We start from the raw sequence: 12474 nt of genomic DNA, 5'->3' as shown, positions 1-12474 counted from the left end.
AATTGATGATTTATAACCTTTGTTAAACTATGAAAAATTGTACGAGTAAAATTTAATGAAATAATGCAACGGTAACCGCGCCATTATTGTCAAGACAAGTTTTAAAGTGGGGATTTCCATTTAAGTATTGACCTGTTCTTGTTAGTCGTAATTGACTCGCTGTGCTTTTTTTAAACTGCACAGTCGAGCATGTATCGTTTTGTGTTGATTGTTTAAAATACCAATATCGGATTTAACAAAGATGAGACTTAAACTTATTCTATTTGCGCTACTTGCTATCCTGGTAGCAACTTCTTCGCATGCTCAACAACTGCCGGCTGATCTTAGTTCAGTAAAAGCCAGTCAAATTTCTGACACGCAGTTGGAAAGGCTGGTTGCTCAGGCTAAATCAAATGGTCTCAGTATTTCAGATGTAGAATCAGAACTTTCCCGCAGAGGAATGCCCGGATCCGAAGTACTACTTCTTAAACAAAGAGTAGAAGCGCTTGGCCTTTCCTATACCAGTACTTCATCAGTTACTGATAGTGTTTCAGCTGATAGAGGACCTGCATCCGCAAGAAAAGTTAATAAACCAACAAAAGTCTTTCAACCACTTTTCAAAGAAGTGGAAGAACTCACGCTGTTCGGATCCGAACTTTTCTCAAATACCAACCTAAGCTTTGAACCTGATTTACGCATGGCAACACCTCCGGGTTATATTATTGGGCCGGATGATGAACTACTGCTTAATATCTATGGTCTCAATGTTAGCCAGCAAACACTGCGTGTTAGTCCGGAAGGAACTGTTACTGTAAAATACGCCGGCGTTATTGCAGTAAACGGCCTCAGCATTGAAGCAGCAACTTCATTGATTCGTTCCAGGCTGCTGAAATTCTATCCCTCACTTTCCAACGGTCAGACTAAACTGCAACTTTCCCTTGGTAATATCCGAAGCATTCGGGTTATTCTTATTGGTGCAATTGAACGTCCCGGCACCTATACACTGCCCTCACTTGCAACATTATTTAATGCACTCTATGTAAGTGGTGGGCCTAAACAAAATGGTTCTTTCCGTAGGATTGAACTGATCCGAAATAACAAAGTAATTGAGGTAGCAGATCTCTACGATTTCCTGGTACGCGGTGATTTGGGTTCTAATATCAGACTTCAGGACAATGATGTGATTCGTATTCCATTCACCAGCAACCTCATAACTATGAAGGGTCAGTTGAACCGCCCCGGTATTTTTGAACTGCTGCCTTCCGATAAACTGGAAGATGCCATCAATTATGCAGGTGGCTTCACCAGTAAAGCATTCAGAGGTCGAATCACAGGTACCCGTATCCTGGATTTCAATCGCAGTATTGTAGATGTTTCAGGTGATTCTCTTGCCTTTTTCATTCCAAAAAACGGTGATGAATACGTCATTGATTCAGTTATCAACCGGTTTACCAACCGCGTGATGATTACCGGTGCCATTTTCAAACCAGGTTCCTATGCCCTCGAACCTAACATGAGCCTTGGCAGTCTTATCCGTAAGGCACAAGGAGTAAAGGAGGATGTTTTCGATGGCTCAGCTATTCTTGTTCGTACTCGCCCCAACCTGACGAAAGAATACATCAATGCTGAGATTAAAAAAGTACTGGAAGGGTCAGATCCCGGCATTACTCTATTGAAAGATGACAGCATACATATCGCATCCATTTTTGACCTGCGCGATAGTATTACTGTTTCTATTAATGGTGCCGTTCGCAAACCAGGTGTTTTTCGGTTTGAAGACAGTCTTTCGCTCAAAGCACTTATTATGAAAGCCGGAGGATATGCTGATAATGCTACAGGTATGGGCATTGAAATCTCCCGCCGTAAAAGAAATATTGAAGTCAATAAACCTGAAAGTGAAATTGTAGACCTGATCACCATTAATGATTCCGCTCAATTAAATGGGAACGCAACAAACATCATACTTAAGCCTTTTGATATTGTCAGCATTAAAGAAAGCCCTTATTACAAAAAACAAATCTCGATCAAGATCACCGGTGAAGTTTTAATGCCTTCTGTTTATACACTGCAAAGCCGGGAAGAAAGATTGAGTTCAATTATCAGGCGATCCGGCGGACTTCTTTACACGGCCGATATACGAGGTGCCAAACTGATCCGGAAGAAAAAAGAACTGCTCGATTCAACAGAGGTAAAACGTCTTATTACCAGCGTACAACGGGATACTACTATTTCTTATAAAGACAGCATCAGCCTGCTGAAAGATACGCGGGACGTAGCCATAGACCTCGACTATATTCTCAAACATCCAGGCTCAGCAGATGACATCACACTGGAAGATGAAGATGAACTGGTGATTCCCAGAATCAATAATACTGTCAGCATCAATGGTGAAGTGTTCAAACCCCTGGATATCATGTATGAAAAGGGGAAGTCAATGCGCAACTATATCAATGATGCAGGCGGGGTAACCCCCCAGGGTAGCCGAAGAAGAGCATTTTTAATTTATGCCAACGGAAGTGCTGCCAAAATCCAGCGTCCCCTTGGAATTTTCAGACGCTATCCAAAAGTGATGCCAGGTGCCAGCATATTCGTTCCACAACGACCTAAAAGAGAAGGGTTTGATGTGGGCAAAGCCGGCATTTTTATTTCGGCCATTACGGCCCTGATTACCGCCGCCAGTCTTATCACACGCTGATAAGGGAAAGGCATCCAACATAGGCGGCTGTTTTATTCAGTCCCGAAAAACTAAAATGGGACTGAGGTGGCGAAGCCGTGCCTTATTTTGATAAACAACCTGTAAAATCTAAGATGGAAGAATACTATTCTCTGCACGAGATAGCAAGAGTGACCCGGGAGTTCCGCAATTATGTATTGGCTAACTGGAAAAAAGCATTACTGGTCTTTGTATCCTGTATTGCACTTTCCATCGCCTATTACTTTTATCAAAAGCCTAAATACGAAGCGATAACCACTTTTATATTGGAAGAAAAATCAAGTGGTGGTGGATTATCCGGACTTGCTTCACAAATCGGACTTGATATTGGCGGACTGATTGGAGGTGGGAGTGTTTTTGCCGGAGATAATATCCTGGATATCCTCCAGTCCAAAGCGATCCTTCAGAAAGTATTGGTTTCAAAAGTAGATCCTTCAAAAGGTCCTGAATCCGAAACCCTGGCAGATCTGTTCCTGGAATTCCGCAACTGGAAAAAGAAATGGTCTACTGAAGAAATTCAGATGATCAGTTATTCCAACCTAAAGCATCCAGACTCCTTAAATCAGAAGCAGGACAGCGTGATCAATGAAATCAGGGAATACCTGCTCAAAAAATCTCTTTCCGTGGATCGCGCCAATAAAAAAGGTTCTATTATTAAAGTACAGGTGAATGCAAGTAATCCAGTCTTTGCCCGACTGCTGGCAGATCGTCTTGTAATAGAAGCAAGTAAGATGTTTTTATCAATCCGAACCGGTAACGCACTTGCCAATATCGATCGCCTTCAAAAACGTGCTGATTCCTTGCTGGTATTACTGAACTCGAAATCTTACAATGCTGCGTCCACACAATTGCTGGATGCCAATCCGGGTATGAAAGTAGCTGGTATTCCTACTGAAATAGCAATGCGGGATAAAACTGTAATCAGTACAGTGTACGTGGAAGTGATGAAAAATCTGGAAGCCAGTAAAATGCTTCTGTCTCAGCAGACCCCTGCCATTCAGATCTTGGATAAACCAAGCGAATTATTGGAGGATAAACGAAAAAGCCTGTTGCTCCTGATCATAATTGGTATTGCCGCCGGTGGTTTTCTTGGAGTAGGTTGGCTCTTTATTAAATTCCTTTTCAAGCAGGGCTAAGTTGACTGGAATGAAAGTCGAAAAAAAAGGATTGCTCAAACCGACTCTTCAGATAACCGCTCTTTCACTAGGCGGTATTGTGTTGAATTTTTTGACACAACTACTGGTGGCTTATTATTTTGGTGCAACACCTGCCAGGGATGCCTACTTTGCTGCACTGGCGCTGCCAACCTATGTGGCAGCTTTACTGGTTGGCTCACTGGGTGTAATATATCTGCCGGTTTTTGTAGATGTTACCAGCAAAAAGGGCAACCTGGATGCACGCGCTTTCCTGGGCAACTCAATCGGACTTGTTTTTGGTATAACCGCTTTGATTGTTGTTGCCGGTACTGTTTTTTCAAATGAACTGATTCAGCTTACTGCACCCGGGTTTTCATTTGAACAGATCCAGTTTGCCGGACAACTACAGCGAATCCTGTTACCAACAATCGTGTTCCAGGTATTGTCGCATATTACTGCATCGGTGCTTCAAACCCGGAGCCAGTTTTTATTACCGGCTTTCACACCTCTGCTTTCAACCCTGATCATATTGGTAGTGGTATCCCTGCTAAGTAAATCAATCGGTATCCAAAGTCTCGCTTATGGAACACTGTTAGGAAATGCCATTGCCTTCCTGTTTAATATGATGTATCTCATCCGCCAGAACCAGGTTCGGTTCACCGGAAAGTTTAATAATCCATACATAAAAAGATGGCTTGCCTTAAGTTTGCCCTTGCTGGCTGCCGGCATTTTTTACCGGCTCACCACTGTATTTGAAAGAGGTATCGCTTCCTACCTGGAAGAAGGAAGCTTGTCTTACCTGGGTTATGCCAACCAGATCATGACCATACTGGCTACTGTTACTTCCAGTGGAATAGCTACTACGCTTTATCCGCAACTGTCCAATTCCTGGATTGAAAGGGATATGGAATCCCTGAAGCAGCAGTTTTTAAATGGTATTCGCATCATCCTGCTGATCTGTGTACCGATTGCCGTGGTCTTTATTTTCTGGGGCCAACCGGTTTTCCGCCTGCTCTTTGAGCGGGGAGCTTTTACTCCTGAAGCAACAGTAGCCGTGACCAGTACTTTCGCCTTTTTAACAGGTGCTTTTTTAGCCAATAGCCTGGGGAACCTGGTTGCGAAAATTTATTATCTATCAGGCAAAACCATGCTGGGTTCTGCTATTGAAGTAGCTACTGCACTGATATATCTCGCTCTTGCGGTTGGCCTGGCCAAAAAAATGCAATACAATGGTTTGGCACTTGCTACCAGCATTACCGCGGCACTCAGTATCACAGCATCTTTTATTTCACTCTACTTTATTTTAAAGGGATTTGATTTGAAAGAACTCATCCGATCTTTTGTTCTTATCCCGCTTGCAGCTTTACTACCGATGCTCCTGCTTCAAACATTGTTAAAACAGCTGACTGTATCTATTAATTCACTGTCTATAGTTTTAGTTGCAGCATCTATGCTGCTGTATCTGCTACTGTATATCTGCATGCTCAAACTCGTTGGCACACCTGAACTGAACCAGATTCAACGTAAACTTTATTTCTCATAACAATTAAATCAAATCTTATGATTGAAACCATTTCACACGAAGGCGTTACACTGGCCATCATTATCCATCGCGATTTTGAAAAACCCGGGATCCATTTTTTTACTCCGGATGATTTTTCCCAACAGCTTGCTTATATGAAGCATCCTGCAGGTAAAATCATTCAGCCGCATGTACACAATGCGGTTAAACGGGATGTTCACTTCACTAAAGAAGTGCTCCTCCTGAAACGAGGTAAACTCCGGGTGGATTTCTATGATAACGACCAGGTTTACCTGGAAAGCAGAATCCTGGAAGCAGGTGATGTAATTCTCTTATCAGAGGGCGGACATGGTTTCGAAGTGTTGGAAGACCTCGAAATGTTTGAAGTGAAGCAGGGTCCCTATGCAGGCGACAACGATAAAACGCGCTTTGAACCTAAAGGAAAAATCAAACTTGTCTTACCTCAACCTGTTTTTTAATATGAATAGTTTTATTCCGGTTTGTGAACCATACCTGGCGGGAAAAGAAAAGGAATACGTGATGGATTGCCTGGAAACAGGTTGGATTTCTTCAGCAGGTAAATACGTTACCGCTTTTGAAAAAGAATTCGCCGCTTATTGCGGAGCATCCTATGCCGTTGGTGTCTGTAATGGTACGGTAGCCCTTCACCTGGCACTGGTTGCTATGGGTATTGGCGAAGGCGATGAAGTGATCATTCCAAATTTCACGATGATCGCTACTGCTTTTGCAGTTTGCCAAACAGGTGCCATGCCTGTTTTTATTGATGCGGATCCCGATACTTGGAACATAGATGTATCACTGATTGAAGAAAAAATTACGCCGCGCACCAAAGCCATTCTTCCGGTTTCCATATTTGGTCAGCCATGTGATATGGATGCAATTCAAAGAATTGCCAGCAAGTATAAACTGCTGATTTTGGAAGATGCTGCTGAGTCGCACGGCGCGGTTTATAAGGGCCGCAAAACAGGCAACCTGGCAGATGTTACCACCTTTAGTTTTTTTGCCAACAAGAACCTGACCACAGGAGAAGGTGGAATGGTGCTTACCAATGACGAATCCATCTACAAAAAACTACTGTACTACAAAAACCTCTGCTTTCCCTTGGAAGGGCCCCGCAACTACCTGCATGAGGATATTGGGTTTAATTATCGCATGACCAATATCCAGGCAGCTATCGGTCTGGCTCAGGTGGAAAGAGCTGATTATTATAAATCCCTGCGCATTCAAAATGCACAGCTGTACCAGTCCTTTCTCCAGGATATTCCTGGTATTCAATTTCAGCAGACGCTGCCCGATGTAGAAAATGTATTTTGGATGAACGCCATCCTGGTAGATGAATCAGCATTTGGTAAATCCCGCGATGAATTGATGCAACACCTGAAACAGAAAGGGATTGACACCCGCCTCTTATTTGTTGGTATGAATCATCAGCCATCTCTCCGGAAATACGGATGTGATACTGAAGGCTATTATCGGGTTACAGAACAACTGACCAAAACCGGATTGTATCTGCCTTCTGCCAGTAATTTATCCGAAGCAACCATCCGCTTTATCTGCGACGAGATTATTGCTTTTTCCAAAACCGCTGTACATGTTTAAGAATTACGCGCACTACTACAATCTGTTATACAAAGACAAAGAGTATACAGCGGAATGCGCCCACGTGGATGCATTGATCCAGCAATTTTCAAAACCAGGTGTTTCCAAATTGCTCGACATTGGATGTGGTACAGGTCGTCATGCGCATGGCATGACAGAACTCGGGTATCGTGTTGCAGGAATTGATCAGTCTGAGGAGATGATCAATTCCGCCAAAGCACGCGCTATCCCTGGTGCCGAATTCCAGGTGGGAGATGCTACCAGTTTTAAATTGGGACGCAGTTTTGACATCGTGACTTCCCTCTTTCATGTGATCAGTTACCAGACAACCAACCTGGCTGTACAGCAAACATTTGCAAGAGCAGCAGAACACCTGAATACTGGCGGGCTTTTCATTTTTGATTTTTGGTACGGACCGGCTGTAGTAACCGAACGTCCGGCTGTTCGTATCAAAAGACTGGAGGATGAAAAAATCAAAGTGACACGCCTGACTGAACCGGTTTGGAAATGCAATGAGAATGTGGTGGATGTTCACTTTGAATTGCTAATCACAGATAAAGCTACCGATCAGGTGGAAACCGTAAAGGAACTACACCCTATGCGATACTTTTTCAAACCTGAAATGGAATTATTCCTGGACGTTGCCGGCTTTTCACTAAAGTATTGCAAGGAGTGGATCACAGGTAATGAGCCTTCGGATCATACCTGGGGTGTTTGCTGTGTAGCCGAAAAAAAATATTGATATGAAAGTGCGTCTTGTTTGTTACGAGGAAGTGGACAGGTGGATCATGGGCAAGTTTGCCCTTCGGATGCGCGACAATCTCCAGCAGCTTCAGATTGAAACCGATATCGCCATGCAGGTTGATCCGGCTGCGGATATCAATCATCATATTGTATTTGAAGGATATGAACCCGGTTCTGCTCCTTCCTCCCGGCATACTCTGATGATTACGCATGTGGATGATATCCGGAAACTGGAGCTTATTAAGGAACAACTAAAAACGGCAGCAGCAGGCGTCTGCATGTCGCGTGAAACCCAACAACAACTTGCTCAATTGGGTGCCGATAAAAACCGGCTCTGTTATATAAACCCTGCACACGATGGAGTGGTAACTATCCGCAAACACCGGATTGGTATCTGCTGCCGTGTACAGGAAGATGGTAGAAAAAGAGAATATTTTATAGATAAACTAGCCAAACGCCTGGACCCTGCTTATTTCAAATTTGTCATCATGGGCGACAGCTGGGAGCCCCAGGTGGCAACACTTCAGAAGAATGGGTTTGAAGTTGACTATACCAATCGCTTTATCTATAACCAGTATGTAGAATTAATACCCACACTCGACTATTATCTCTATATGGGTATGGATGAGGGACAGATGGGCTTTATTGATGCATTGGCAGCCGGAGTAAAAACAATCGTTACTGCACAGGGATATCATCTGGATGCGCCAAATGGTATTGTTCATCCCTATACCAGCTACGAAGAACTGGAAGCAATTTTTCTTCAACTCGAAGCTGAAAAAAAGAAACTGGTTGATGCTGTTGCTACCTGGAACTGGATGGACTACACCATCAAACATGTGGAAGTCTGGAACCACCTGCTTGGTAAACAGGAACAGCCATCCCCGTTTGCAGACGGATTGAATTCATTGCTGAATATGCAGCAATCCGAATTGCAGGCAGACCATTCTTTTATTGATGCAAAACGAAAAGAACTGACGCAGAATAAATTCAGAAGGTCCTATTACCACAAGACAGGCCGCCTGAAAAGAACCTACCGAACCGAAGGCATTGCAGGTGTGATTCGGTTGGTTACCTCAAAATTTTTCTGATTTAATCCGGATGCAGGTTATACAACAGGAATTGGTTACGCGATCAAGGTTGCAGGGCTTACCGGTGATGCGGAAAGTAATTCTCTTTATTACTACTTTCTGGATTATCATGTACAGCAATGCACGCATGTCTGATTTTGTGCCCAGTTACAAATTCGTGCATTTATTTCCTATTCCGGCTTTTGTACGCGGAGTTGAATTGGCCTTGCTGGTATTTCTGTACCTGCTTTCGCTTACCACGAAAATGAACAAACGAATCCTGCTGTTCAATGTATCCATTCTTGCATTTATCGGGCTTTCCATTTTGAACCTTGTATGGCATGGCAACTTGCGGGGAGCCAGCATCCAGGATTTATACATCCGCCTGGCACCCCTTCTGTTTTTCGCCATATTGGTTCCGGCATCGCGTTCGGATAAAAAAGAACTGCGCTACTTCGTACAGTTTTTTATTGGCACACTGCTGCTTAACATACTGGTTTCTGTTTTTTACCAGATACCATTGCATGGAGATCATGAAGATCATATTCCGGGTATCATGGAAGATGCGCACGCCTATTGCAATTACCTCCTGGTGTTTTTTATCGTGTTGCTGTATGATTACCTGCGGACAAAAAAATTGACGAGCCTTACCCTTTCACTATTCTTCCTGGTACTCACTGTTTTTCCAAGAAATGAAAAAGCGATTGGCTTCACTATACTGGTAGCAGGCATTCTTGTACTACAGCACATCCTGAAGAAAACAAAAGGACTTTTCCTGAAACTGGCCATCGTGGGAACACTACTGCTGGCAACAGGAATTGGAACAGTTACGCTGGTTAAAAACAGGCCGGATATCTGGGCAAGAGCTGATCTGGCTATTAACTATATCGGACTTGAAAATGTTGGACCCATTCAGGCCTGGCCCATGGCTGTAAATGAAATCCAAAGCGGACCAATGCCTATGTTGATAGGACTCGGAGCAGGAGAATATGGATGGATTGCAGCCGGACGGGATGTGTCAGAAGGCAATGGTCGTAAACACTCCAGGCAGTTCGACTTTGAGTTCACCTTTGGTTCTGTTGACAATGCAGGGTTTATGTTCCGAACCAATACCTGGAGTTCGCTGCTGGCGGAATTCGGAATTATTGGAACCCTGCTGTTCCTGGTTCCCGTATGGATCATGACTAAAAAAGTATGGAAACACCAGCCTGAAAACAGGTTGGAAGCCAATATGAGAATGGCCTTTCTGATCATTCTGTTGCTGGTCGTGTTCCAGGGCTTTTTCACACCCTACTCCAATTGGAGTTCACCTACCCTGGTGTTCCCCATGGCCTACCTGGCCGCCTATTTTCACAGCACAACCAAAAAGGAGCTGCCTGAAAATTCTTGAACTTATGAAGGAAGTCAGAATTGTTTATATCGGAAATTTCGCAGTACCGGAAAATGGACAGGCACATAGCCTGAAAAGTTTTGCCCGGTTCTTTAATGGATTGGCGAATGATGCTTCTAATCCGAAGGTTTCTATTTTTGCAGGCTCTATTCATCCGGGCGAAGTAGGATTTGAATTTTCCTGCGAATCACCATTAGACCCCAAAATTCAACTGACGCTTTCAAAGGGTAATACTCCCACTACCAGCCTGGTTCCTTTTCTGCTTAATAATCTGAGACTCTTTGTCAAGCTTACCAGGTACTCCCTGAAGAAATCCGATTATTTTGTTTTCCTGCCAGCCCCTATTGGCGCCTGGAGCATATTGGTAACTACCCTGTTTCGCAGAAACAACTCACTTGGTCTTTATATTGGCGGTTACTATAAGAAAGAACAGGCATCGGAATTCAGAAAAGGGTGGCTCAAGCAAAAAATTAAAAAGCTGGGTGCTGAAATTGTAGAGCGACTGGTGGATCGCGCTATCAGAAAAGCAGATTATATCATCACGCCTTCTTATGAAATACAGGAACGTCTGCGTGAAAGCGGTAAAGTTTTTCTTACCCCTCCCATGATGAATGTGACTGAGGCGGATCTTTCATTTGTTACTCCACCTGCCGAAGAAAAATTCATCAGTTTCTGTGGTGAACTCCGGCACGCCAAAGGAGTAGTGGATCTGATGCAGGCCTATATTCAGGGTGTGGCTGAGAATCGCCTGGGCGATCATAAACTCAAAATCATAGGTAGTGGCCAGGCGCTGGAGGAGTTGAAAGAATTGGCGCAACAAGGTGGGGTTGCAGATCGCGTTATATTTACAGGACAAATCAAAGAAGAAGAAGTACTCAAAAAAGAATTAGGCAGCTCCTCATTTTTTGTGCTGCCTTCTTACAGCGAAGGCTTTCCAAGAGTAGCCTATGAATGTTTTACACTAAATGTTCCAACCATTCTTACACCTGTAGGGGGTGTTCCCTACCTCGTAAAAGACAGAGTACATACTCTGCTGGTGGAACCCGGCAATGTCAGTCAGTTACTTGGTGCGATGGAATCTTTAGTAAGGGATGAGGCGTTAAAAAATTCACTGGCTGCGAATGCAAAGGAACTCATGCGAACCAATTTGTTTCCACGGATCCGGAAAGATGTTTCCCTCAACAGGATGGTACTTCAAAAGATAGAGGAAGTAAAGGAGAAAACATCTCTGGTGGTGGTCACCCATTCGTATTATCCTGCTGTTGGTGGCGTGGAAACCTTTGTGGCAGATCTGCTGAGCAAACTGGATAATTCAAAATACAGGATCCAGGTATTCACTTCGGATAAGTTCATTAAAGGCGGACCCAGTACTTTTCAAAAAGATGGAGTTGATATCACCGTAATGCCTTCACTGCACCTGGCAGGTTTTATTTTTCCGCTACCCGGTAAGCAGTTCTGGAAATTGTTCAATGCATTGAGAAAAGCAGATGTGGTACATCATCATGATTTGAAATTTATGGCTACTACTCTTAGCTTTTTATCTATCCTGTTCCGCTACCGGTTACTGCTTTTCTCACATGGATACGTATATCATTCCGAACGCTTAAAAAAAATAAAAACGCTTTTTCTGCGCTACTTCAGTTTTTTGTCTCGATGGTATGCTGCAGTTGTAAATATTTCCGAGAACGATTATGAAATTTCAAAACGATTTGGTTTTCGCAATGCGGTTTTATTAAGAGAACGCACCAACCTTTCCCGTTTTATAAACAACCCGAAAGATCAGCAGGCGGGAATTTATTTGTATTACGGCAGAATCGCCCGTAACAAAGGAATAGAAAACCTGCTGCGTTGCCTGAGTCATGTTGATCATTCTTTTCAACTGATCATTGCGGGTGCAGGCGATGAAGAATACCTGCAGGAATTAAAAGCCAAAGCAACTCAGTACGGGTTATCCGACCAAATAAACTGGACCAGCAGGTTGTCTGACGAAGCGTTGTTAAAAGAGCTGTCTAGGGCTGAAATTGTTTTCCTGCCATCTCTCTATGAAGGTTTTGGTATCACTTTACTGGAAGCTATTGCCAGCAAATCAAAAGTGCTGGCTCATAATAATAATTCCTATGCCCTGATTCTTCAGGAATTGGAAGGGGAGGATTTCATTTTCGATTTTTCACAGCCCGAACAGTTTCCTACAAAACTGAAAGCTGTGCTGGAAACGGAAGTCCCCTTATGGAAACATATTCATCGCTTTAACCATGATGAAATGGTGAAAGAAGTAGAAAAACTTTCAAACGCAGTCTGAG

General features: G+C 43.4%; 9 protein-coding genes. All 9 read left to right on the top strand.

Going from position 1 to position 12474, the window contains the following annotated elements; translation table 11 throughout:
• Nucleotides 1-241 precede the first annotated feature (241 nt).
• The 9 genes from MD536_RS10435 (at nt 242) to MD536_RS10395 (ending at nt 12473) form a co-directional block, all read left to right on the top strand.
• The gene (locus MD536_RS10435) at nt 242-2674 is read left to right on the top strand and encodes an SLBB domain-containing protein (protein ID WP_239598745.1); all 2433 of its coding nucleotides are present in this window, start codon (nt 242-244) and stop codon (nt 2672-2674) included.
• Nucleotides 2675-2787: 113 nt separating this feature from the next.
• Complete coding sequence (locus MD536_RS10430; RefSeq protein WP_239598743.1) at nt 2788-3828, top strand: GumC domain-containing protein; 1041 nt, start codon at nt 2788-2790, stop codon at nt 3826-3828.
• 10 nt (nt 3829-3838) lie between these two features.
• Complete coding sequence (gene murJ / locus MD536_RS10425; protein ID WP_239598741.1) at nt 3839-5371, top strand: murein biosynthesis integral membrane protein MurJ; 1533 nt, start codon at nt 3839-3841, stop codon at nt 5369-5371.
• Nucleotides 5372-5388: 17 nt separating this feature from the next.
• Entirely contained in the window at nt 5389-5829 is a 441-nt protein-coding gene (locus MD536_RS10420) for a cupin domain-containing protein (protein ID WP_239598738.1), read from the top strand.
• Between the two features lies 1 nt (nt 5830).
• Nucleotides 5831-6970 carry a DegT/DnrJ/EryC1/StrS family aminotransferase gene (locus MD536_RS10415; protein ID WP_239598736.1) on the top strand — a complete coding sequence of 380 codons (1140 nt, stop codon included), beginning with the start codon at nt 5831-5833 and terminating at the stop codon, nt 6968-6970.
• Nucleotides 6963-7712, top strand: coding sequence for a class I SAM-dependent DNA methyltransferase (locus MD536_RS10410; protein WP_239598735.1), 750 nt, complete (start codon nt 6963-6965; stop codon nt 7710-7712). The genes MD536_RS10415 and MD536_RS10410 overlap by 8 nt, the downstream gene beginning before the upstream one ends.
• A 1-nt stretch (nt 7713) precedes the next feature.
• On the top strand, nt 7714-8805 hold the full coding sequence (locus MD536_RS10405; RefSeq protein ID WP_239598732.1) for a hypothetical protein: 1092 nt from the start codon (nt 7714-7716) through the stop codon (nt 8803-8805).
• A gap of 10 nt (nt 8806-8815) precedes the next feature.
• On the top strand, nt 8816-10174 hold the full coding sequence (locus MD536_RS10400; protein WP_239598731.1) for an O-antigen ligase family protein: 1359 nt from the start codon (nt 8816-8818) through the stop codon (nt 10172-10174).
• Nucleotides 10175-10178: 4 nt separating this feature from the next.
• Nucleotides 10179-12473 carry a glycosyltransferase gene (locus tag MD536_RS10395; RefSeq protein WP_239598728.1) on the top strand — a complete coding sequence of 765 codons (2295 nt, stop codon included), beginning with the start codon at nt 10179-10181 and terminating at the stop codon, nt 12471-12473.
• The last annotated feature ends 1 nt before the right edge of the window (nt 12474 follow it).

This window comes from Flavihumibacter cheonanensis (genome assembly GCF_022352215.1).
GTDB lineage: Bacteria > Bacteroidota > Bacteroidia > Chitinophagales > Chitinophagaceae > Flavihumibacter > Flavihumibacter cheonanensis.
The sequence above is the reverse complement of the archived record's forward strand: the minus strand, read 5'-3'. Positions and strand labels throughout refer to the sequence as shown.